General features: G+C 54.2%; 26 protein-coding genes. 16 read left to right on the top strand and 10 right to left on the bottom strand.

What is annotated here, in order from left to right:
* The first annotated feature begins 16 nt into the window (after positions 1-16).
* Positions 17-655, top strand: a complete 639-nt coding sequence (locus C772_RS12320) for a hypothetical protein (RefSeq protein WP_008300396.1) — start codon at positions 17-19, stop codon at positions 653-655.
* Positions 642-962, top strand: a complete 321-nt coding sequence (locus C772_RS12315; protein WP_008300395.1) for a ribonuclease E inhibitor RraB — start codon at positions 642-644, stop codon at positions 960-962. Before C772_RS12320 ends, C772_RS12315 begins: the two co-directional genes overlap by 14 nt.
* 224 nt (positions 963-1,186) lie before the next feature.
* On the opposite strand, the gene C772_RS16985 is transcribed toward C772_RS12315, so the two are convergent.
* Both C772_RS16985 and rluF read right to left on the bottom strand, forming a co-directional pair.
* Positions 1,187-1,579 (bottom strand): hypothetical protein, encoded by a 393-nt coding sequence (locus C772_RS16985; protein ID WP_322787464.1) that lies wholly within the window; start codon positions 1,577-1,579, stop codon positions 1,187-1,189.
* Positions 1,580-1,793: 214 nt separating this feature from the next.
* Complete coding sequence (gene rluF / locus C772_RS12305) at positions 1,794-2,501, bottom strand: 23S rRNA pseudouridine(2604) synthase RluF (RefSeq protein ID WP_008300394.1); 708 nt, start codon at positions 2,499-2,501, stop codon at positions 1,794-1,796.
* A gap of 174 nt (positions 2,502-2,675) precedes the next feature.
* Between rluF and C772_RS12300 the strand changes: the two genes are divergently transcribed.
* The gene (locus C772_RS12300) at positions 2,676-3,014 is read left to right on the top strand and encodes a DUF378 domain-containing protein (protein ID WP_008300393.1); all 339 of its coding nucleotides are present in this window, start codon (positions 2,676-2,678) and stop codon (positions 3,012-3,014) included.
* A gap of 339 nt (positions 3,015-3,353) precedes the next feature.
* On the top strand, positions 3,354-4,859 hold the full coding sequence (locus C772_RS12295) for a malate:quinone oxidoreductase (RefSeq protein ID WP_008300391.1): 1,506 nt from the start codon (positions 3,354-3,356) through the stop codon (positions 4,857-4,859).
* Between the two features lie 46 nt (positions 4,860-4,905).
* On the opposite strand, the gene C772_RS12290 is transcribed toward C772_RS12295, so the two are convergent.
* Entirely contained in the window at positions 4,906-5,445 is a 540-nt protein-coding gene (locus C772_RS12290) for an ECF transporter S component (RefSeq protein WP_008300390.1), read from the bottom strand.
* A 557-nt stretch (positions 5,446-6,002) separates the two neighbouring features.
* On the opposite strand from C772_RS12290, the gene C772_RS12285 reads away from it, so the two are divergent.
* From C772_RS12285 to C772_RS12250, 8 genes are all read left to right on the top strand, one after another.
* Positions 6,003-7,004 carry a PstS family phosphate ABC transporter substrate-binding protein gene (locus C772_RS12285; protein WP_008300387.1) on the top strand — a complete coding sequence of 334 codons (1,002 nt, stop codon included), beginning with the start codon at positions 6,003-6,005 and terminating at the stop codon, positions 7,002-7,004.
* A gap of 87 nt (positions 7,005-7,091) precedes the next feature.
* Complete coding sequence (gene pstC / locus C772_RS12280; RefSeq protein ID WP_008300385.1) at positions 7,092-8,039, top strand: phosphate ABC transporter permease subunit PstC; 948 nt, start codon at positions 7,092-7,094, stop codon at positions 8,037-8,039.
* Positions 8,040-8,109: 70 nt separating this feature from the next.
* Positions 8,110-8,952, top strand: coding sequence for a phosphate ABC transporter permease PstA (gene pstA / locus C772_RS12275; RefSeq protein WP_407637220.1), 843 nt, complete (start codon positions 8,110-8,112; stop codon positions 8,950-8,952).
* A gap of 74 nt (positions 8,953-9,026) precedes the next feature.
* Positions 9,027-9,809: a phosphate ABC transporter ATP-binding protein PstB gene (gene pstB / locus C772_RS12270; protein WP_051059450.1), complete on the top strand. Its 783-nt coding sequence runs from the start codon at positions 9,027-9,029 to the stop codon at positions 9,807-9,809.
* Positions 9,810-9,834: 25 nt separating this feature from the next.
* Positions 9,835-10,497, top strand: coding sequence for a phosphate signaling complex protein PhoU (phoU, locus tag C772_RS12265; protein WP_035002388.1), 663 nt, complete (start codon positions 9,835-9,837; stop codon positions 10,495-10,497).
* 83 nt (positions 10,498-10,580) lie between these two features.
* Positions 10,581-11,372, top strand: a complete 792-nt coding sequence (locus C772_RS12260) for an ABC transporter ATP-binding protein (protein WP_008300378.1) — start codon at positions 10,581-10,583, stop codon at positions 11,370-11,372.
* A 33-nt stretch (positions 11,373-11,405) separates the two neighbouring features.
* Positions 11,406-12,185: an aspartate dehydrogenase gene (gene nadX / locus C772_RS12255; RefSeq protein ID WP_008300377.1), complete on the top strand. Its 780-nt coding sequence runs from the start codon at positions 11,406-11,408 to the stop codon at positions 12,183-12,185.
* 15 nt (positions 12,186-12,200) lie between these two features.
* Entirely contained in the window at positions 12,201-12,983 is a 783-nt protein-coding gene (locus tag C772_RS12250; RefSeq protein WP_008300375.1) for an MBL fold metallo-hydrolase, read from the top strand.
* Positions 12,984-13,037: 54 nt separating this feature from the next.
* Here the strand turns inward: C772_RS12250 and C772_RS12245 are convergent, their stop codons facing one another.
* From C772_RS12245 to C772_RS12235, 3 genes are all read right to left on the bottom strand, one after another.
* Positions 13,038-14,375, bottom strand: a complete 1,338-nt coding sequence (locus C772_RS12245) for a CitMHS family transporter (protein WP_008300373.1) — start codon at positions 14,373-14,375, stop codon at positions 13,038-13,040.
* 159 nt (positions 14,376-14,534) lie between these two features.
* Positions 14,535-15,233 carry a response regulator gene (locus tag C772_RS12240; protein WP_008300371.1) on the bottom strand — a complete coding sequence of 233 codons (699 nt, stop codon included), beginning with the start codon at positions 15,231-15,233 and terminating at the stop codon, positions 14,535-14,537.
* Entirely contained in the window at positions 15,230-16,843 is a 1,614-nt protein-coding gene (locus tag C772_RS12235; protein ID WP_008300369.1) for an ATP-binding protein, read from the bottom strand. The genes C772_RS12240 and C772_RS12235 overlap by 4 nt, the downstream gene beginning before the upstream one ends.
* 96 nt (positions 16,844-16,939) lie before the next feature.
* Between C772_RS12235 and C772_RS12230 the strand changes: the two genes are divergently transcribed.
* On the top strand, positions 16,940-17,425 hold the full coding sequence (locus tag C772_RS12230) for a tetratricopeptide repeat protein (protein ID WP_008300367.1): 486 nt from the start codon (positions 16,940-16,942) through the stop codon (positions 17,423-17,425).
* Between the two features lie 31 nt (positions 17,426-17,456).
* On the opposite strand, the gene pgeF is transcribed toward C772_RS12230, so the two are convergent.
* A complete protein-coding gene (pgeF, locus tag C772_RS12225; protein ID WP_008300365.1) occupies positions 17,457-18,218 on the bottom strand; it encodes a peptidoglycan editing factor PgeF in 762 nt (253 codons plus the stop codon).
* 165 nt (positions 18,219-18,383) lie between these two features.
* On the opposite strand from pgeF, the gene C772_RS12220 reads away from it, so the two are divergent.
* Positions 18,384-19,004: a biotin transporter BioY gene (locus C772_RS12220; RefSeq protein ID WP_008300364.1), complete on the top strand. Its 621-nt coding sequence runs from the start codon at positions 18,384-18,386 to the stop codon at positions 19,002-19,004.
* Complete coding sequence (gene bioB, locus C772_RS12215; RefSeq protein WP_008300361.1) at positions 19,001-19,990, top strand: biotin synthase BioB; 990 nt, start codon at positions 19,001-19,003, stop codon at positions 19,988-19,990. The genes C772_RS12220 and bioB overlap by 4 nt, the downstream gene beginning before the upstream one ends.
* Positions 19,991-20,018: 28 nt before the next feature.
* On the opposite strand, the gene C772_RS12210 is transcribed toward bioB, so the two are convergent.
* Complete coding sequence (locus C772_RS12210) at positions 20,019-20,291, bottom strand: hypothetical protein (protein ID WP_008300360.1); 273 nt, start codon at positions 20,289-20,291, stop codon at positions 20,019-20,021.
* Between the two features lie 288 nt (positions 20,292-20,579).
* The gene (locus C772_RS12205) at positions 20,580-21,200 is read right to left on the bottom strand and encodes a LysE family transporter (protein ID WP_008300359.1); all 621 of its coding nucleotides are present in this window, start codon (positions 21,198-21,200) and stop codon (positions 20,580-20,582) included.
* A 191-nt stretch (positions 21,201-21,391) separates the two neighbouring features.
* Between C772_RS12205 and C772_RS12200 the strand changes: the two genes are divergently transcribed.
* Entirely contained in the window at positions 21,392-22,312 is a 921-nt protein-coding gene (locus C772_RS12200; protein WP_008300357.1) for an aminoglycoside phosphotransferase family protein, read from the top strand.
* A gap of 37 nt (positions 22,313-22,349) precedes the next feature.
* Here the strand turns inward: C772_RS12200 and C772_RS12195 are convergent, their stop codons facing one another.
* A complete protein-coding gene (locus C772_RS12195; protein WP_407637218.1) occupies positions 22,350-23,204 on the bottom strand; it encodes a class I SAM-dependent methyltransferase in 855 nt (284 codons plus the stop codon).
* Positions 23,205-23,380: the final 176 nt, after the last annotated feature.

Below are 23,380 nucleotides of genomic sequence, written 5' to 3'. Positions count from 1 at the left end.
CGTTGGAGTGAGTTGAATGTGGCAAGACTTAACCCTGATTAATGCAGATATTCCAAGTGAAATTTTCTATGGTGCAGATTTGAATGCTGAGAAAGCATATCATCCGAATTTTGAGGGAATTAAATATATACATCTTTATTCTTATAAAAAGAAAGAAAACAAATCCAGTAACTTTTTTAAATTTAATCAGTTTGAAAATCTGCTTAGCTTGGAACTAGTCCTTACAAATGTCACAGAATTTAATGATTTTAAAGGATGTCACTCATTGAAACGGCTTGGCCTTTGGCGAAATCGGAACCTACAATCATTCGAAGGTATCAGTGATCTTTCCAATCATCTTGAGGTATTAATTATCCAATACGCCAGGAAACTCAAAGTGGACGAAGAGCTATTTCAGATGAAGGAACTAAAAACACTGAGCCTTGTAGGAATCAGCCCACTTGAGAGCCTGGATTTTTTAAAACACTTTCCTAAACTTGAGAAGTTCGTCTTCGTGGACACGGATGTACTGAACGGAGACATGACACCACTTCTTGAACACCCGACCCTTCGTTATGCGGGCTATCTCGATAAACGGCATTACAACGTGAAAAGTGATGAGATGGAACGACTGCTTAAAGAAAAGAATGGAGGGATTTCAGGTGTTTCCAAATGATGACGATGGACTGGTTTTGCAAATGTTAAAGGACGAAGGTATTGATTTTAGCATTCCTCAGCCCCTAGATTTTGCAATATCCTGTCCCGACAAGCGAAGCGCAAAGAAAATCCTAAAAGCGCTCAAAAGAGAAGGTTTTACGGCCGAAATAGAAGAGGATGAAGGTGAGTGGAGTTGCTATGCCTTTGTTGTAACGCATCTCGACTACGACACGATTGTGGAGATTCAGGAACGCCTTCATCAGCTCGCCACACCTTTTGACGGTCAATCAGACGGATGGGGCGTTATGGTTGTACCAGAGGATTAACCCCCTAAGATTACGGAGTGTTCATTCCGGTTTATGAAGCAACACAGGAAGAGTACGGAGTGCCATGGAACCTTCTTGCGGCCCATCATCGGGTGGAAACCCGATTCTCGACAATTGAGCCGATGATCTCTCCCGTAGGGGCTACCGGGCATATGCAGTTCATGCCGTGTACCTGGGTCGGTTGGTCGCATCCGACATGTTCGGGATTAGGGAAGGGAGATATTTCACAATCTGAGTTGACCAGTAGCGCTGCTATAGCGCGATAGGGCGGTTACGGAGTCGATGGTGACGGCGATGGAAAGGCTGATCCGAATAATCTGGAGGATGCAGTTTTTGCAGCAGCCAAGTACCTGGCTGCGAATGGCGCCTCGGAAGGCCGGATCCGTGATGCAGTCTTCGCCTATAATCATGCGGATTGGTATGTAGAAGAAGTAATGGGCTTTGCAGATTCCTATGTAAAGGGCTACGTGGCCATTGGAGGAACGGAAGGGCTTAGCGGAGTTGAAGTGGTGGATGTCGGTCAAAAATGGATCGGCAACTCCCAATACATTTTCGGCGGAGGGAGAAACCAGAGTGATATCGCAAGGGGCAGATTCGACTGTTCCAGCTTTGTTCACTGGGCTTTCGCCCGATTGTAGCGGAGGGCCTGAGACACCTGCAGGAAAAGCGTTAACCGAAGACCCCGCAGAGCGGAGCTCGAGGAGGCTGAGGCAACGCCCGCGGTAGCGAGGGCCCGCAGCGGAAATCTAAAGGCGCAAAAAAATAAAATGATCATCGGATCTGTCCCTTTGACTGGACAAGAATCCGATGATCATTTTATGTTCTATGCCATTACCATTCTTTCGGCTCGTAATCCAGCTCTCTGAATAATGCAGTCTTTTCTTTTTTGGACAGGTCCCTCCATTGGCCGGGAGGAAGGTTGCCCAGATGGATGTTCATGATCCGGATTCTCTGCAGCCGGTACACTTCATAACCCAATGCCTCGCACATGCGGCGGATCTGGCGGTTCAGCCCTTGTGTCAAAATGATTTTGAAATCGTATTTGGACAATTGTTCTGTTTTGCATGGAAGTGTTTTGGTCCCTAAGATTTTGACCCCCTCTTTCATGTTCTTCAGGAATTCAGGAGTGATCGGCTTATTGACTGAAACGATATACTCTTTTTCATGCTTGTTTTCAGAACGCAGGATTTCATTGACGATATCACCGTCGTTCGTCAGAAGGATCAGGCCTTCAGAATCCTTGTCGAGACGCCCAATGTTAAACACTCTCAATGGATGGTTGACCAGATCGACAATATTTCCTTTTACACTCTTTTCAGTTGTACTTGTAATGCCTACCGGTTTATTCAGGGCCAGATAGACATTGTTTCTTGCTACACGGATGGGATTCCCGTCTACCCGGACATCATCCCCTGGTTCGACTTGGGTGCCGATCGAAACGCGTTTGCCGTTGATCGTCACCCGTCCTTCTTCAATGAGTTTATCGGCACCGCGCCTGGAGGTCTTTCCCGATTCACTGATGTATTTATTGATCCGCATATCTACACGTCCTTCATTGGAGGATGTTGTTATTTGATGCTAACTATACGTTGTTTTATGGGTGAATTACAAATTCTCATACCGGTACGTATTACCTGACTCCATGATTAAATATGTATGAAAAATGGGTTTCGGTAAAGGATAAATACGAATCAGGAAGGGAGGAGTTCATAGATGAGTGTGCTTTCACGGATTGCGTTGGCCCTATTGATCATCGGTGGGATAAACTGGGGATTGATTGGACTTTTTCAGTTTGATTTAGTGGCAACTCTGTTCGGCGGTCAGGATGCATTCTTGTCCAGGGTGGTTTATGGTCTTGTCGGGATCAGTGCCCTGATCTGTATCGGTCTGTTGTTTAAATCGGACGAAGAGGTTGATACCGTAGTTACCAGCGACCGAACCTCAAGAATCTCCAATCAGGATCTGCGCACAGAATTCGGGGAGGAGCCCGATTTCAGCAAAGAGCGGGATACTGAGGCAAACAAGGCGAACCGTAACAATGATCTAATGTAATCCCGCTTGGCCTCGCGCAGAATTCAAGATGCGACTGCATTAATGCGATCTCAAAGGCTTTCATCCGTATCATACGGATGAAAGCCTTTTCTATTCTGTACAGTTGAATGCTATTTCAGGCAGGGTGTTCCTTGTTCGGCCCGAGAGGCCTGATTCTGCCTGTGAAAAAGGTATAATTGTACTGTATGCAATCGTCAGTTAATAGGAAAGTCGATTGTCGAACTGTGTTATAATAAAGATTAAGAATGAACATTAATGTGTTCCCGGCCGGTGCCTGATGGTCACCGGGGCAGGAGCTCTGTTATTAAATTATAAATCCAGGGGATAAGGAAGGTTGTCATGAGCAGCATGCAAAAGCAGACAGATGTGATTTTGATTGGTGCCGGTATCATGAGCGCGACTTTGGGATCCTTGCTGAAAGAGCTCTCGCCGGACATGAAGATTAAAGTGTTTGAGAAACTTGATCAGCCGGGGGAAGAAAGCTCCAACGAATGGAACAACGCGGGCACAGGCCACTCTGCACTGTGCGAGCTGAACTATACGCCCCAGAAAGAAGACGGTACGGTCGAAACGAAGAAAGCGATCCGTGTCAACGAACAGTTCCAGCTTTCCCGGCAGTTCTGGGCTCACCTGGTCAAGAACAATCTGATCCAGGATCCTGAGAAGTTCATCATGCCGCTTCCTCATATCAGCTTTGTGGAAGGCGAGGACAATGTCTCGTTCCTGAAAAAGCGTTTTGAAGCGCTGTCCGGCAATCCGCTGTTCAAGGGAATGGAGTTCAGCGATTCTCCGGAGACCCTGAAGGAATGGATTCCTCTGATGATGGAAGGCCGCAATGTCGACGAACCGATCGCTGCAACGAAAATCGACTCCGGCACGGACGTCAACTTCGGCGCACTGACACGCATTCTCTTCGACCACCTGCAGCGGCAGGAAGTATCGGTCGATTACCGCCACAGTGTCGAGGACATCCGGCGCTCCGGCGACAAGTGGGAAGTGAAGGTCCGTGACCTCGACGGCAATAAGCTGGAGTACCATACGGCGAAGTTCGTCTTTATCGGCGCGGGCGGCGGCAGCCTGCACCTTCTCCAGAAGACGGGCATTCCGGAATCCAAGCATATCGGCGGCTTCCCGGTCAGCGGGCTGTTCCTCGTCTGCAACAATCCGGAAGTCATCGAGCAGCACCGTTCTAAAGTATACGGAAAGGCGAAGGTCGGCGCGCCGCCAATGTCGGTGCCTCACCTCGACACCCGCTATATCGACGGCAAGCGTTCCCTTCTCTTCGGGCCTTACGCGGGCTTCTCGCCGAAGTTCCTGAAGACAGGTTCCTATCTTGACCTCGTCAAGTCGGTGAAGCCGAACAACCTGCTGACGATGCTGTCCGCAGGCGCAAAGGAAATGAAACTGACGAAGTACCTGATCGAGCAGCTGATGCTGAACCAGGAACAGCGCATCGACGTGCTGCGCGAGTTCATCCCGAACGCGAAAAGCGAGGACTGGGATGTGGTCATCGCCGGCCAGCGCGTCCAGGTCATCAAAGACACCGAGCAGGGCGGCAAGGGCACGCTTCAGTTCGGCACGGAAGTCGTGACGGCCCAGGACGGTTCGGTTGCTGCGCTTCTCGGCGCATCTCCGGGCGCGTCCACGGCGGTCCATGTCATGCTGGAGATTCTCGAGCGCTGCTTCCCTGAGCAGTACGGCGGCTGGGAGCCGAAGATCAAGGAAATGGTGCCTTCCTACGGCATTTCCCTCTCGGAGAACCCTGAACTCTTCGAGAAGATCCATTCCGAGACTGCAGAAGTGCTCGGCCTGAATGAAACTGAAAAAGAGCCTGTTCATAACTGATATCAAAAGCGCGCCGTTCCACATGGGACGGCGCGCTTTCTTAGTGTTATTTAAATGCAGGAACTTTCTTGAGTGCGATGCAGACCGGGATGGCGACAATCAGCCCGACGACGTTCTGGGTGATGTTGCCCGGAATCGAAGCTGCCGGAATGATCCAGTTGCTGAACAAAACAGCTTCACACAGGTAGTAGCCGGCCAGCATGAACGGCAGGGAGACAATTGCCGCAATCGTGTTGAAGACCGGGCTTTTCCCTTCGCGACCGCCGGACCAGGCGATTTTCCCGACGATGTAGCCCTGCAGGCCCCGAGTGAGGAGCGTGAACGGTGCCCACAGTGTCCAGCCGGAGACCAGGTCGAACAGCCCCATACCGACGCCGCCTGCAATGGCGCCCTTTTTTGGGCCGAACAGTATGGAGGAGATAAAGAGCATCGCCGTCCCGAGATGGACGAGCCCGCCGTTCGCAGTGATCGGCAATTTAATATTGAGCAGCAGCGTTGCCGTGAAGACAAGGGCGATCAGCATGCCGGATACGATCATGTCATAAGTCTTGTTCCGTGTGACGGAAACCGGATGTGTTTTCTGCAAGATGATCCCTTCTTTTCTGAAAGATATGACTTATCATACCGGATGGCTGACTTATGAAAAGGTCCAATTCTGTATAAGTGAAAGGGGTCAGATTGGTGCAGATCGTGTCATCACTGACTTTGTATCGTACTTAAATAGAAAAGACTGGCCTCAAATTGAGATCAGTCTTTTTTGTATGTGCATCATTTCGTCTTTCCTATCATCTATAAGAAACTGTATTCGTCTATATACCTATATGATATTCGCTTCATGACAGACTTTTTTCCTGTGAAGATTCATTTAGTAACACATCCCTATTTCCTGTTTTTCAGAGGTGGTTTTTAATTCGATAGGCTTGCTGATCCATTTGTGCCATCTTTCTTAGGACCCAGCACCAATTTCCGGCGGATTTCCTGAACACCGGCCGTCCGCCATTTTCACGGCTATATTAACTTTGTAAATTCTCTTCATTTTCACATTAACAATCCCTTTACATTCTATTCATTTCCCCTCAATAACCCGTTGTTAAAGTAGGGACTGTAAACAAAACGACTACGACTAACAGGGGGAACATTTACATGAAAAGCTGGAAACACTATCTCGGACTCACTGTCGTCTCCTCGGCTCTGCTGCTCGGCGCTTGCGGCAGCGACGCAGAAGAAGATGCAGCAACAGATGAAGCAACTGAAGAACAGGCAGCAGAAAGCGACACGGCAAGCGAGTCTGCGGATCAGTCTTCCGAAGCAGCAGTTGAAGGCGAAGTTTCCGGCGATGGCTCGAGTACGGTCGCGCCGATCATGGAAGCCCTCGTCGAAGAATATTCCGCAAGCGGCACTGACGTCCAGGTAACGGTCGGCGTGTCCGGCACAGGCGGCGGAATGGAGAAGTTCATCGCAGGCGAAACGGACTTCTCAAACGCATCCCGTGAAATCAAAGACGAAGAAAAGCAGAAGCTTGAAGAAGCAGGCGTCGACTACACCGAATTCCTTCTCGCTTACGATGGCCTCACAGTGGTCGTCAACTCCGAGAACGACTGGGCAACAGAGCTGACAGTAGATGATCTGAAGAAGATCTGGGTTGAAGATGGCACGACGAAGAAATGGTCCGACATCAACCCTGAATGGCCTGAAGAAGAAATCGTCTTCTACTCCCCGGGCACAGACTCCGGTACGTATGACTACTTCAACGAAGTCATCCTTGAAGAAGAGGACATGGTCCAGAACGCAACACTTTCTGAAGACGACAACGTCCTCGTGCAGGGTGTACAGGGCGACAAGAACGCGATCGGCTTCTTCGGCTACTCGTACTACGTGGCCAACAAGGACACCATCACTGCTGTAGCAATTGATGGCGTAGAACCGACAAACGAAACGATCGAATCCGGTGAATACTCGCCGCTGTCCCGTCCGCTCTACACTTACGTAAGCAACGAGTCTCTCCAGAACGATCCGGCAACTTACGACTTCTTCGAGTTTGCCCTGGATAATGCAGGCGCAATGGCTGAAGTGGTCGGCTACGTCAGCCTTCCTCAGGAAGTAACTGATGAGCAGAAAGCCAAGCTGGAAGAATTCAAAAACTGACTTTAATCTTCAAATCTCTCTGCAGAGTAAATGAGCGGCATTCCGCTGCTCATTTCTTTCTGCTTTTCAAATAAATGGAGGTAAATGATGGTAAATCCGACTACCCGGGAACGGGCATCCGTACAGGAACTGATCGCCAAAGCGGGAAACAATAAACGAAAAAAAGTCATCGAGAAAATTATCCCGATCATCCTCTTCCTGATCGCCGGCGTCTCTGTGCTGACAACCATCGGCATTGTCGCCACGCTGATCTTCGAGACGGTGACGTTCTTCAGACAAGTGTCGCTCCTGTCGTTCATCTTCGGTACGGAATGGCTTCCGTTCTCCAATAAGGAACCGAAATTTGGCATCCTGCCACTGATTGTCGGTACGCTCAAGATCACGCTGATCGCAGTCGTCGTGGCTGTACCGATCGGTCTGGCAGCTGCGATCTACCTGAGCGAATATGCTTCGGATAACGCGCGCCGTGTCATCAAGCCGGTCCTTGAGGTATTGGCAGGCGTTCCGACGATCGTCTATGGATTCTTCGCTCTGACATTTGTGACGCCGGTGCTGCAAACGATCATTCCGGATCTGAAGATTTTCAATGCCCTCAGTCCCGGGATCGTGGTCGGTTTTATGATCATCCCGATGATCGCTTCTCTTTCCGAAGACGCCATGAGTGCCGTACCGAATGCCATGCGGGAAGGGGCCCTTGCAATGGGCGCGACGAAGTTTGAAGTCGCGATGAAGGTTGTCCTTCCGGCGGCCCTTTCCGGAATCCTGGCATCGGTCGTTCTGGCCACATCGCGTGCGATCGGAGAGACGATGATCGTGTCACTCGCAGGCGGTTCGACACCGCGCTTCGATGCTGATTTCACCGGTTCTATCCAGACGATGACCGCCTATATCGTACAGGTCTCCACGGGAGATGCAGGTTACGGCACACCGATCTACTATTCGATCTATGCGGTCGGTTTCACACTGTTCCTCTTCACACTCCTGATGAACTTCCTGGCAAGCCGCATCACGAAACGATTCAGGGAGGCGTACTAAGATGAGAATTACTGAACAGCAGCCCGGAGTCAGCAAACGCTATATCGACCAGACGTCCGTATCCAAACGGATGGACGGCAGGAAAATCACCAATACGGTTTTCAAGACATTGTTCTTCATGGCGACACTTGTGGCACTGCTCGTGCTCGGTATCCTGTTCTACAGGATCCTGTCGCAGGGGCTCGGCTTCCTGTCCGCCGACTTTTTCCAGAACTTCGCATCGCGCTTCCCCGAGAAGGCCGGCATTAAGGCCGCGCTCGTTGGATCGCTCTGGCTCATGGCGGTTGTCGCGCCGGTTTCCATGTTTCTCGGAATCGGCACGGCCATCTACCTGGAGGAGTACGCCAAGAAAAATCGGGTCAATGATTTTATCCGCATGAACATCTCGAACCTGGCCGGCGTTCCGTCCGTCGTCTTCGGTCTTCTCGGCCTGACAATCTTCGTACGGGCACTGGCCCTCGGAAACAGCATCCTGGCCGCCGGCTTCACGATGAGCCTGCTGATCCTTCCGGTCATCATCGTTGCCGCCCAGGAAGCGATCCGCGCCGTGCCTCAGCATGTGCGGGAAGCGTCCTACGGGATGGGCGCAACCAAATGGCAGACCATTACCCGCGTCGTGCTTCCGAGTGCGATCCCGGGCATCCTGACAGGCAGCATCCTTGCCCTGTCACGTGCAATTGGAGAAACCGCACCGCTTATTGTCATCGGTGTCCCGGTCATCATCCACTTCCTGCCGACGGGTGTCATGGATACGTTCACTGCGCTGCCGATGCAGATCTACGACTGGGCAAAGCGGCCACAGGCCGACTTCCAGCAAGTTGCCTCTGCGGGCATCATTGTTCTCATGGCATTCCTGCTTTTGATGAATTCGATTGCTGTCCTGATCCGGAATAAATTCCAGAAGCGATACTGAGAACTGGGAGGAAAAAAGGAATGGTACAACTTATGAACCGAACCGATAACGAGACGAAAGCAACCGTGAGCCCAATGGAAGCTCCTGTACGGGAAGCGGCAAAGCCGGTCGTCTATGATACAAAGCAGCTGAACCTCTGGTATGGCAGCCACCACGCCCTGAAGAACATCGACCTGCCGATCCGGGAAAATGAGGTCACCGCGATCATCGGGCCTTCGGGCTGCGGGAAGTCGACCTACATCAAGACGCTCAACCGGATGGTGGAACTCGTCGACGGCGTCCGCACCTCGGGAGAGATCCTCTACCGCGGCCGCAACATCTTCGATGCCAAGTATTCGGTCGAGGAACTCCGTACACGCGTCGGCATGGTGTTCCAGAAGCCGAACCCGTTCCCGAAGTCGATTTACGACAATATTGCCTACGGCCCGCGCATCCACGGCATCAAAAACAAAAAGATCCTTGATGAGATTGTTGAACAGAGTCTTCGCGGCGCGGCGATCTGGGATGAGGTCAAGGACCGCCTGAACACAAACGCCTACTCGCTCTCGGGCGGCCAGCAGCAGCGGATCTGCATCGCCCGCGCGCTGGCAATCGAGCCGGATGTCATCCTCATGGACGAACCGACATCTGCACTCGACCCGATCTCAACGCTGAAAGTCGAGGAGCTTGTCCAGGAACTCAAAGAAAACTATTCGATCATCATCGTCACGCACAACATGCAGCAGGCCGCGCGGATCTCGGACAAAACGGCGTTCTTCCTGAACGGTGAAGTCATTGAGTTCGATGACACGGATAAGATTTTCCAGAACCCGGCCGATCAGCGGACCGAAGATTACATCTCCGGCCGGTTCGGTTAAGAAGGGGGACACGAAGTTGAGGAATATGGGAAATGTACGGAAGACGTTTGAATCGGAACTGGAAGAACTGAAGGGCAAGCTGCTCCGGATGGTGGATCTTGCGGAGCGGCAGCTCGGGGATTCGATGTCTGCATTGCAGACGCAGAACCTGACCCTCGCGAATGCGGTAAAGCAAAACGACGCCGAGATCAATGCGCTGGACGATGAAATCAACCAAAAGGTGATCCAGCTGATCACCCAGCAGCAGCCTGTTGCGACAGACCTGCGCAAAATCATTGTGGCGCTCAAGATTTCGACCGACATGGAGCGGATCGGCGACCTGGCGGTGAACATCGCCAAGTCCACCCTCCATATCGGGGACGAACCGCTCATCAAGCCCATCGTCGACATCCCAAAGATGGGGGATGCCGTCCGGGTTATGCTCAGGAAGGCATTTGACGCCTATGACCTTGAGGACATCGACCTTGCATTCGAACTGGCAAAGGAAGATGATGCGATCGACGAGGCCTATGGCCGTCTGATCCGGGAACTGATGGGCTATATGCACCGGAACCCGGATTACGTGAACCAGATCACCCAGCTTGCCTTTATCAGCCGGCACCTCGAGCGTGTCGGTGACCATGTCACCAATATGGCCGAGAACATCATCTTCATGGTCAAAGGGAAAACACTGAATCTGAACGAATGATTAAAAGAGGCTCCTGTGGGGGCCTCTTTTTCCTATGCCCAATCAGGTGTACAATAAAGTCAGAACATTAAGAAGGTGAAGCCATGATCATCGAAATGGAAAACGTCTCCCGCAAGCGGGAGGGGAAATGGATTCTGCAAGAAATCAACTGGAAGGTCGAAAAAGGGGATCACTGGGTGCTGTACGGGCTGAACGGGGCAGGGAAGACCTCTCTGCTCGAGCTCATCAACGCCTATCTGTTCCCGACAACAGGCACAATCCGCGTCCTCGGGATGGAATTCGGGAAGACGTATCTCGCGGAGCGGCTGCGCAGGAGGATCGGCTTTGTCTCATCGCTGGTCCAGCAAAAGCTCGAGCCGGGTGACAATGCGTATGAGGTCGTCCTGAGCGGCGCATACGCCTCGTTCGGGCTGTACGAGGAGACGACGGAGGAGATTGACCAAAAGGGGGTCGACATCCTCAGGGAGCTCGGCTGCCTCGAATACGCGAACCGGGACTATGACACCCTTTCGCAGGGTGAAAAGCAGCGGGTGCTGATCGGCCGGGCGCTGATGGCAGATCCGGAGCTGCTGATCCTGGATGAGCCGACAAACGGGCTTGATTTCCTTGCTCGGGAGGAACTGCTGGAATCGATCGGCCGGATTGCGGAAAAACCGGATGCACCGACGATCCTGTATGTCACGCATCACATCGAGGAGATCCTGCCTGCCTTCAATAAGACACTGCTTCTGAAGGAAGGAAAGATTTTCGATGCCGGGGCCACGGAAGTTCTCGTCACGAAAGAACGCATGTCCGAATTCTTCGGCATTCCGGTCAATGTCATCTGGGACAATGGGCGACCGCTTCTCTCGAAAGCACAGGCGGTCAGGAACTGAACCTTACGACGCTTTATTGAGGAGGGGCTTGCCTTGAACATCGGCATCATGGGAACCGGAAATATTGCCAACTACCTGCTGGAGAGCATCAACGAAGAAAAACAGATCGGGGGAACTGTCACCGCCATATTCGGGCGCAACCGGGAGGCAGGCGGACAGCTGGAGGATAAGTATAAAGCCCGATTTTATCAGGACTTTGAATCGTTCATCGGATCGGACATCGACATCGTTGTCGAGGCGGCCGCGGTGGAAGTGGCAGCCGCCTATTCGTTACCGGTTCTGGAGAATAGAAAAGATCTGATCGTCAGCAGCATCGGCGCATTTGCGGATGGCGAATTTCTTGAGGTAGTCAGGAAAACCGCCGGGGCGAACGGCCGCACCGTCCAGCTGCCGTCCGGCGCGGTCGGCGGGCTGGATCTGCTGAAATCCGCCAATGCCACAGGCGGATTGGAAAAGGTGACGATCACCACGAGGAAATCGCCGGCGTCCCTCGGGCTTGAGGGGATCAGCGGAGAAAGGCAGCTGTTTGACGGACCTGCAGGCGAGGCGATCAGGAAGTTTCCGAAGAACGTCAACGTCGCGCTCGCCCTGTCACTTGCCGGCATCGGAACGGAAAAAACGAGGGTCATGGTCATCGCGGACCCGTCCGTGGAAAGGAACACCCATACAATTGAGGCGGAGGGAAGTTTCGGAAGTATGGCGGCGACCATCGAAAACCTGCCGATGCCGGGCAACCCGAAAACAAGCTACCTGGCGGCCCTCAGCGTCCTGGCGGCATTGAAAAACCAAGGGAATCCGATTGTCATCGGTTAAAAAAGGGGGGACGGCATGATCCGGGATGATTGGTTCACCGTTCAGCAGATTGATCCCGATACATATGCCATCAGCGAATATGGCCATTGGGAGAAAGTGCATTCATTTTTACTGGTTGGCCGAAACAGGGCCATCCTGATAGACAGCGGACTCGGGATCGGCAACATCCGGACGATTACCGACCGGCTGACGAAGCTGCCGGTTGAAGTGGTGACCACCCACGTTCATGCAGACCATATCGGGAGCCACGGAGAGTTTGACGCGTTCTATGTCCACGAAGAGGAAATGGACTGGATCGTCAATGGAATCAAAGGGCGGACTGATGAGCAGATCAGGAAAGAGATGACCCGCGACATCACCATCCCGACGCCGCCCGGCTTCGACCCGGCAGCGTATCGGCCGTTCCGCGGAACTCCTGCAGGCACACTGAAAGAGGGAGATGTCTTCAACCTTGGCAACAGGGTGCTCAGAATTTATCACACGCCGGGACATTCTCCGGGACACATCACCATCCATGATGAGACGAAGGGCTATCTGTTCACAGGGGACCTGCTGTACGATGAAACGCCGGTTTATGCGTTTTATCCGACCACGAGTCCGGAAGATCTGGTCCGTTCACTGGAGCGCATTGCGGAAATCCCCGGTGTGAACAGGGTCTTCGGTTCCCATAACACAGTGGGCCTGGACCCGCAGATTCTGGATGAAGTCCGATCAGCAGTCAGGGAGCTGCGGGAGCGGGGCTTCGTCAGGTTCGGCACGGGCACTCACCGGTTCAAAAGCTTCAGCGTGCAATTCTGATACACGGTCACACAAAAAACAACCCGCTCCGGATCCGGAGCGGGTTGTGTGATATCAAACTTGGATGAGGCCCATCAGGACAGCGATGAACAGCAGCACGAGGCTGAGTCCCCACATCCAGAAGAGGGAATAGCGCAGGTGCTTGCCCATTTCCAGGCCGGAGAGGCCGAGCGCGAGCCAGACGGCAGGCGCGAGCGGGCTGACAAATGTCCCGACGATGTTCCCGATGATCATCGCGTAGGCGGTGGACAGCGAAGGGACGCCGTAAGTCGCCGCGATCTGCTCGGCTACAGGGAACAGGCCGAAGTAGTAGGCGTCCGTGCTGAGTAGCAGGTCGAACGGAACACCGAGAATTCCGATGATGATATGGAGGTAAGGCGCGACCGAGGCCGGCAGGATATTGACCGCGTCTGTCGCGATGGCATTCAGCATGCCCGTCCCGTTCAGGATGCCGAGGAACAGTCCGGCCGCCAGGATGATGGAGGCCATCGTCAGCGCGCTTGGCGCGTGGGCGCGGATCCTGTCCATCTGGTCCTTCGTATTCGGGTAGTTGATCGGCAGGGCGATGGCGACACCGATCATGAAGGCCAGTCCTGCCGGAATGATGCCCGACATGAGCAGGGCGATGATGGTGACGGCAAGGATGGCGTTGACCCAGAGCAGTTTGGGACGTGCAAGAGAGTTGTCCGAAACTGCTGTCTCCGGACCGTCCTGGATCGCTTCATCCGCGGTCATGTCAATCGTGGCCGCCGCTTCGAGCGAGCCATACTTCTTGACGATGCGGCGCTGTTCCCTCATGCCGAGGAAGACAGCTAGAACAAGCATCAGCACCATGCCGATTGCCTGAATCGGGATGAGCGGCTGCCAAAGTTCCGTGACGTCCATGCCGAGAACGGACGCTGTACGTCCGAGCGGCCCGGCCCAGGGCAGCATGTTCATGATCGCCGCTGATCCGCCGACCAGGAGAAGAAGCAGGTACGGGTTCATTTTCAGCCGCTTATATAGCGGAAGAAGGGCAGGAATGGTGATCAGGAATGTAGACGCTCCGGACCCGTCCAGCTGGGCGACCGTGGCAATCAGGACTGTGGCGATGCTGACGAGGATGACATTTCCCCTCGACCAGGCCACCATTTTGCTGATGATCGGATCAAACAGCCCGACATCCTGCATGATGCCGAAGAAGATGATCGCGAAGATGAACATGACGGCGACCGAGATGACCGTGGCGATGCCGTCATCAAAGAAGGTCCCGATTTCGGAAAAGGTGAAACCCGCGATGAATGCGCCGACAATCGGCGGAAGAACCATCGCGACAATCGGAGTGACCTTCCCGCTGATCAGCAGGGCGACGATGAACAGTATGGTTATAAATCCAATGACACTCAGGCTCATTTATAAATCCCCTTCCGGTACATGTCTGAATGCGTTTGCAATAGATTGAATCATTTCGCGTTTCGCATTGTAGAAAAAATAGCACATGTTCGAAAAGGGAATAAAGATTACTGCGATAAAACGAATATTCCTCATAAGGAATAATAAAGTTCATAAGTTTCACAAAGGGGAGTATCGCCGCTCCGGCCGTCCGACCGTCCCATAGATCAGGTGAGTCCGGATCTTGCCGGCGGAGACCAGATACTCCAGGTATCGCCGTGCTGTTGAGCGGCTTGTCCCGATTTCCCTGCTGAGTTCGGCTGCAGTGATGCCCTCCGTTCCGGATTCTTCGAAAAAGCCGAGAATCTCACCGAGCGTGATCGGGTCAATTCCCTTCGGAAGGTGGTCTCCGCCGGCCGGGACGGATGGGGAGAGGCCCCGGAAACCGGTGAGCCGGTCAATTTCCTCCTGGCTAAACGACGTTGCGCCGTCGGTCTGCTCACGGAATGCCCGGTACCGTTCCAAGGTTTTTGCGAACCGGTCCGCATCAAACGGCTTGATGATGATATCGAAAATGCCGCCCCGGAGCAGGCCGCGGACTGTCCCGGCCTCATTGGCCGCGGTGACGGCGATCAGGTCGATGTCCGGATACAGATTCCGGATTGTGCGGAACAGCTCCAGGCCCTGCACATCCGGGATATAGAGGTCAAGCAGGGCCAAATCGGGAAGCGTGTCCGGCCGGGCAAGAAAGTCCAGCGCCTCGCGGCCGCTCCTTGCCGTGCCGGATACCCGGAATCCTTCCACGGCTTCGATGTACTGCCGATTGACATCGGCCACCCTGAAGTCGTCTTCGACGATCAGGACGGAGAAGTCCTTCATGATTGATCCTCCTTTTCTTTCGGGATACTGATGATGAAGCAGGCGCCGGCCTCCCCCTCTTCATAAGTGATTTCGCCGCCGGCCTCCGCAAGTGACTGCCAGGAGAGGGCAAGGCCGATGCCCCGGCCCTCCCCGGCCTTTGTGGAAAACCCCTGCTCGAACAGCCGTCCGAAGCCCCCGGGTGCGACGCCTCCTCCCGTGTCCTCGACCTCGAACAGCACATCGTTCCCCAGGTCGGTAAAATAAACCGAGACGGTACGCTTCCCGTCAGGCTTTCCGCGCACGGCGTCAAAGGCGTTTTCGATCACATTGCCGAGCGCGGTCAGGACGGCATCCTGACGCGCTTCGGACAGTTCCTGGGACAGTTTGCTGTCAGGGTCGATGGACAGCGTGATTCCGAGTTCCACCGCCCGGGTCTGCTTGCCCTGCAGGAGGGCCTGGATGAGGGGGTCGGACAGGCGGTCTTCCAGGAACTTCAGCTGACTGTGCCGGGCACTGTTTTCTTTGCGGATGTAGTCGATGGCTTCATCAGGACGGCCGTTCATCAGCAGCCCGAGAATGACGTGCATCTTGTTCGAGTGCTCATGCGTCTGCGCCCTCTGCGCGTTTGCATACTGGCGGATTCTGGAGAGTTCTTCCGTAATCTTCTGGATTTCACTTTTTCTTTGGAAGGTGATGACAGAGCCTGTATATGCCCCGCTTCCCGATAACGGTGTCTGATTGGCGATGACCGTCTGGTTGCCGAGCACCATTTCCCTTCCCTGATAGGCCTGGCCAAGGTCGGTATTCGGGGGGAGGAGCTGGTGGACAGAGCCCCCGGGAACAGCTTCCGGACTGCCGTTCAGGATCTCGCCGGCAGCCGTGTTGATGAGCGTGATCCGTCCGTGCGCATCCGTGGCGAGTATGCCTTCATGTGTAGAGCGGAGGATCGCTTCCTGCCGTGTATACAGTTCGGAGATTTCTTCCGGCTCCTTGTTGCCGAGCAGCCGCTTGATATAGCCGGAGATGAGAACGGCACCGATCGTCCCGATCAGCAGGACGAGACTGAGCGTCAGCCAGAGGGAACGGGCCCTCTGTTCGATCAGGGTCTGGACACTGTCATTCAGGATGCCGACCGAGACGACTCCGACAATCTCACCTTCATGATAGACGGGGACCTTTCCGCGGATCGACAGCCCGAGCGTTCCTCTTTTTTTGGATACATACGATTCCCCGTACCGGAGGGCACGCTCGTTGTCCCCGCCGACCATTTTGCCGCCGATCCTCTCCGGGTCGGGGTGGGAGTACCGGATGCCTTCCAGATTGCCCACGACGATGAACTCCGCTTCTGTCTTTTCCAGAATAGGGGTGACAATGTCCTGGATGACAGCGGATGGATCTTCCAGGGCAAAAGCGTCCTTCAGTTCGGGAATCTCCGCAACGGCGTTTGCAATACTGAGGGCCCGCTTGCCGGCCTGGTCCTCGATCGTATCCGAGATCAGGTCGTGCAGGAGAAAGGCGAACAGAAGGGAGACCGCCGCGATGAGCAGGCTGATCAGCAGAATCATTTTCCCTCTGAGGCTGAGCGGCCTGTTCCCGCGCCGCCCGGAAAAGGCTTTTTCTTTATCCAATGCTGGCGGCCTCCTTTCCGCTTCCGTGTCGGGAAGATTTATCTTTTAATTATAGCTGAACGTAACGGGATGATGGGACAAAGGAGGGGAAGTTCATTGAGAGAAGAAATCGGGAAGGCCGTACGGCTGCGGAAGGAAGGACGTTTAAAAGAATCGAATGCGCTGCTCGTGGAACTGGCGGAAAAACATCCGGATGATCCGGAAGTCCGATACCAGGCAGCGTGGAGCTTTGATGTAATCGGGGAAGAGGCTTCGGCGGTACCGCACTACGAGAAAGCCATCCAGAGAGGCCTTTCGGGAAAAGACCGGGAAGGTGCTTACCTCGGACTCGGCAGCACTTACAGGACGCTCGGTGAATACGTGAAATCCGACCGGGTCTTTTGCAGAGGAAGGGAAGAATTCCCGGAGAACCGCGCCCTTCAGGTATTCCATGCCATGACGCTTCACAACCTCGGACACCACGCGGCAGCGATGGAACTATTATTGGTGAACCTGGCCGATGCCACATCGGACCCGGGAATCAGGGATTACGGGAAGGCGATCCGCTTTTATGCGGACAAGCTGGACCAAACCTGGACGTAAAAAACCGCCCGGGCCTGCCGGGCGGAAGGATTCAGCGTGTTTTCCTCACAATAAAGCTCAGATGACGCCCCGCCTTCTTGTCCTCGCGATACGAGAAGCCGTCGGGGCTTTTGAACGTGCATGTACGGTCGATGCTGATCCGTCCGGCCGGAATGCCCGCCTGCAGGAGCTGGGCTTCGACTGTCTTCTGGTTATCGATATGCCATTTGCCGGTTGCTTCGTTGTAATCGATGAATTCGTCAGCATAGCTGAGTGCCTTAAATTTTTCATACACATCCCGGTCCACCTCGAACTTTTCCTGGCTGAGCGCGGCGCCGAGTTGCACGCGGAAGCCGTCAGGATCGCAGCCTTCCACTTCCCGGAGATGCCTGAACAGCTTCGGGGTGATCTCCTTCACGGTTCCCTGCCAGCCCGAGTGGATCACTCCGGTCAGGCCGGCCCCCTCATGGGAAAAGATGACCGGCACACAGTCCGCGGTAAAGCTGCCGATCAGCACATCCGTCTCGAAGGTGTAGAGCGCATCGGTGTCCGGTATCGCGGTATCCGCACGCTCTGCCCCTCGGCCGAAGTCGTCAGCGGTCACTTTGTGGAACCGGTCACTGTGCGTCTGATGGGCAAGAACAAACCGGGACAGCGGAACGCCGGCCCAGTCTGCAAGGGCGCGGCGGTTTTCCATGACCTTCTCCGGACTTTCACATGCGTGGAGCGCCATGTTGTTGGATTCCGGACGGGCCGGATCCTTTAACGTCATGCCCGCAAGGACATGGTCATTCATATAGATTTTCGGTTTCATATTTCATCACCTGCCTTCATCTTATCGAAAGTCGGGAGCCTCGCACAAGTTAAAATGTGTTAACCAAATAAAATAACAGGTTGACTAAAGAGATTTCTCTATCTATGATATTTGTGTTAACAAAATTTATATGGTGGTTAACCTAATCGTGGGGGGAAATGAAACATGCAAGCAACCGCAGCAACAAGATCTCAAGTAAGATGGCATCCCCTTGATCTCGTCCATTGCGCGCTGTTCGCGACGCTGATGATGATCGGGGCCAACATCACATCATTTGCGCCGTTTCTCGTCGTCGGGGGCGTGCCGATCACGCTGCAGACATTTTTCGCCGTCCTGGCCGGGCTGATCCTCGGCAGCCGGAAAGGGGCGATTGCCTGTACGGTGTATATGCTGATCGGGCTCGCGGGTGCGCCGGTCTTTGCCCGGTTCAGTGGAGGGGCTTCATCGCTCGTATCGCCGACATTCGGCTTTATCGTTTCATTTATCCTGATTGCCTATGTCGCAGGGCGGATCGTTGAGCGAAGGGGGACGCTCAAGTCATTTGTCATCGCGGCACTGGTAGCGACAGCGATCAACTATCTGTTCGGGACAAACTGGATGTACTCGGCATATAGCCTGTGGTTCAGCGCGCCGGAAGGCTTTTCCTACTGGATGGCGTGGGCCTGGATGATGCCTCCGCTGCCGAAGGATATCCTGCTTGCGGTATTGGCCGGAATCTTCGCTTTCAGGATGCAGAAAGTGCTGAAGATCATTCCGATTAAGACAAAAGAGGGGGAAGTGCGATGAACTGGCAGACGCTTGCAGAAGAAGTGATCGGGGGAAAGGTGCTGACGGATGAGGAGGCAATGACTATCCTCGAAACGGACGATGACGATCTCCTGCCGCTCCTGCACGGGGCGTTCACGATCCGGAAGCATTATTACGGGAAAAAAGTGAAGCTGAACATGATCATCAACGCGAAAAGCGGCTACTGCCCGGAAAACTGCGGCTATTGTGCGCAGTCAAGGGACTCCACTGCGCCGATCGACAAGTATCCGTTCATCACAAAGGAGCAAATCCTCGAAGGCGCGCGAAGGGCATATGAAAACAAGGCCGGCACGTATTGTATCGTTGCGAGCGGCCGCGGTCCGACGACCAAGGACGTCCGCGTTGTCAGTGAGGCGGTCGAGGAGATCAAGGAAACGTACGGCCTGACCGTATGCGCCTGCCTCGGTATCCTGAAAGAGGAGCAGGCTGCCAAGCTCAAGGAAGCAGGTGTCGACCGGTACAACCATAACCTGAACACATCCGAGCGCCATCACGATTTCATCACGACCTCACATACATACGAAGACCGGGTGGGCACGGTCGAGATGGCGAAGCGCAACGGCATGTCCCCGTGCTCGGGCGCCATCATCGGCATGAAGGAGATGAAGGAGGACGTCATCGATATCGCCCGGTCGCTGCGCGCACTGGATGCCGACTCGATTCCGGTCAACTTCCTCCACGCCATCGACGGGACCAGACTGGAAGGCACGGATGAGCTGAATCCGCGCTACTGCCTGAAGGTGCTTGCCCTCTTCCGCTATCTGAACCCGACAAAGGAGATCCGCATCTCCGGGGGCCGCGAAGTCAATCTGCGCTCCCTGCAGCCGCTCGGGCTGTATGCCGCCAACAGCATTTTTGTCGGCGACTACCTGACGACGGAAGGCCAGGAAGAAAACAGCGACTTCAAGATGCTCCAGGATCTCGGCTTTGAAATCGAGATGCCGAAAATGGCGGAGCCGGTCTGAGAAAAAGTGAAAAGAGACATCCGGGATGCTAATTTCCGGATGTCTCTTTTGGTTGGCGGGTTCTGACCCGATGGACCGACAGCAGCGCAAAGGCGGTATAAACTGACAGCAGCATCCATCCGGCTGCGGGAATTGATTGAAACGCGTTAGAAACCTGATTGCCGGCGAGAAAAACCAGGACGGCCAGGAGAATCCATCCGTTCCGCCGGCTTTTCAAAAAGACGGTCGTCCAGATAACTGCGGCGATGGCTCCAGAAACGAGCGCCATTGCCAATACTGAAACAAAACCAATCATCCCCATCCTGACCGCCCCCCTTTTTTCCAGTATAAAGAAAACGAGGCTGTCCAATAAGTCATTAACGCGATAAAAACAGCAAACGGCACGGACTCTGGTCGCTTACCGCGGGCCGGCGCCGAGCAGATGCCAATACGAAGATTGGCATCTGCGTGCAGCGCGAAGCGTTGCGCGGCAGCGCAGGGGTCTCGACAGCCCGGCTTTTCCCGCAGGTGTCTCCCGGCGTCCGTGCCGTTTGCTATATCATGTGCTGAATATGAGTTTTCGGACAGCCCCATCACAGATACAGATGGGTTATAGTGCTGTTTTGATCCCGAAGCCGACAAGCAGGGCGCCTGCCGCTTTCATGAACCCGTTCTGGAAACGGGCATTGTTCAGCCAGCGCTTGGCGTGGTCCATGATGAAGACGAGGATAAAGAACCAGCCAACCGCAAGCCCCGTCAGGATGAGGCCGAGGATAATCAGCTGCTCCGGCACATTGCCTTCCAGATTGATGAACTGTGGCATGATGGTCACATAGGCAATGACGGTTTTCGGGTTGAAGATGTTGCTGAAAAGTCCCTGTCTGAACGATTCCTTATGGTAGGATTTCTTCACGGCCGGAGTGTCCGCTTCCAGTTCTTCCATGGAAAGAAGGTTTTTCGCGAACAGGCTTCTGATACCGAGATAGATCAGATAAGCGGCACCGAGGTACTTGATGATGGTGAAGAGCACCACTGATTTCGCGATGACGACGGCCAGCCCGAGCACTGCGATGAGCGTCCAGAACAGGAGGCCCGTCGCCATGCCCAACGTCGAGTAACGGCCGGCTTTCGTCCCGTGACTCAGGGTGTTGCGGACAAGCAGAATCGTATCCGCACCCGGCATAATGACGATCATCGCCGCTATTGTAATGTATCCCAGGAGTCCGTCCATCTGAAAAACCTTCCTTCCGTTATGTGGTGGTTATGAATAATTATAACTGGGTTTTTCCGGAATCCGTATATGAAAGTGTTTTCAGACAATATATTGCATAATATCTTTGCGGGATTTAAGGTCGTATCTGCATCTGGTTGCATATTGTATACATTTCAATGAATAAAGAATTGTGGGGTGGGAGGCAGTATATGAAACCATTTAAGCAGTTAGCCGATCCGCCGCAGGAGTTTAGAGAACGGATGCTTGCCGTCTTCGGGCAGGCGGGGAGAACTTATCTGGAGGGGCTTGGAGAGACGATATTCCGTTACACGCGGGAGTGGGGGCTGACAGTGCAGGGTCCCGCACCGAATCTGTCTTACAACTATGTGCTCTTCGTGACATGTGCGGACGGGACAGAAGGCGTGCTGAAGATCAGTGTGCCGACAGAGGACAGCCGGAATGAGATTCTGGCCACGGCGGCTTATGGAGGAGACGGATGTGCCCGTCTCCTCCGTGCCGTCCCGGAAGACGGGGTGCAGCTGATCGAACGGCTATCGCCGGGGTTCATGCTTCGGACTATCCGGGATGAAAGGGAAGCAACGGAGCGCTTTTGCGAGGTGTGGTCGCAGATCCGCAGGCCGCTTCCCGATGGCACGGCCATCCGCCCGGTCGGAAAAATGGGGTTGGAGGCGTTCGCCAATTACCGGGCCTCGCATCCGGGTGGCGGTCCGGTTCCGGTGCGGCATGTCGCACTTGCGGAGGAATGCTTCCGCTGGCTGGCCGAGCATGGCCGGACAGAATTGCTCCACGGCGACCTCCATCACCAGAATATCCTGCTGGATAAAAAGCGAGGCTGGATGGCAATCGATCCGCACGGCTATGCGGGCGACCCCGCCTGTGACCTGGCGCCTTACCTCTACAATGAGCTGGAAGGAAAACCGCTCGAAGAAACGCTTGCCCTGCGCACGTCCGTCATGCTCGGGCGGCTCCCGGTCGGCAGGGAACGGCTTTTCCGGGCCTGCATCGCGATGACCGTCATGTCCGCCTGTTGGAATGCAGAGGAAGGGAATTTGACTGGAATCCGCCTGCAGAACAGGATGACCGATTGGTATCGAGGACAGCTCATTTAACAACACGAGCCGCCCGGAAGCATCCGGGCGGCCCATGTTAGTTTGCGCTAAATGCAAAGACGTCGAGCGGGCGGATGCCATGCCGCTCCGCCGCATCCCGGAGCAGCGCCTGTTGAGAACGGAGCAAAGGTCCGAGTGCGGTTGGGAGGCCGGAAAGTTGTACGATGTCCATCTCGAGATTTTGCAGCACGTACGCGGCTTCCCATTCGCCGTCCTGCATGCGTTCTGCCGTGAGGACATGCTCATCAGAAATGTGCCATCCCGCAGATCGGGCGATCTCCCTCAGATCATCAGCTGCAAACATCGTCCTGATATTTGACATGCTGTCCGTTTTAAATGCCTCCAGCTGCGCCTGGATGAGTACGGATAACAGATGAGCATATTGCCCGATATTGCCGATCCGGACATCCCATTCGGCAACTGAGAGTTTTGGTGCCCATTCTTTCGCCCGTTTCAGGATTTGTTCCAGCGTTTCTCTGGAGTCCATGTACCAGGAACTGTGCGCAAGCACGACGCGATCAAATGTGTTTTTCCCGAACGAAAGCTCCGGAGACAGTACGTCCGTGCTGAAATCCATCCGGATCCGTCCGCCCAGCGGGGAGGCGGACAGGACATCTGCCGCTTGCCCGAGCGTGAATGGGGCCCCGTAGGATTCCGGCCCGATATCAATGCCATGGACGAAACCTTCCGGCCCGGCAAGGTGGGCCAGCACCGCTGTCATATCCCCCTGGCCGCAACCGATCTCGAGAATCCGCTCGCCTTCCCGGATACCCCATGCCCGGGCAAGCCGCAGCCGGTGAGCCGTCTGAACTTCCTGGATTTCTGCGTTCTTCGGATCCGTCGCCATGCAGGCCATCAATTCTTTGATCAATCGAACTGTCAAAGAAGCCACCCCCTTTTCACTTCCAGTATACCGCCGGTCCGCAATGATGAATATCATGACTTTTGTCAACGGGTTCCATGACACAACCCACTGATCGGGGCACTGGCGATTCCTATAATGGAGATAACAAACCTAATCGGGGGTGCCGATTTTTGCCGTTCTGCTGTAACCTAAGGCATTCAAAT

This window comes from Bhargavaea cecembensis DSE10 (assembly GCF_000348905.1).
GTDB classification, from domain to species: domain Bacteria; phylum Bacillota; class Bacilli; order Bacillales_A; family Planococcaceae; genus Bhargavaea; species Bhargavaea cecembensis.
This window is presented reverse-complemented; position numbering and strand designations above follow the sequence as displayed.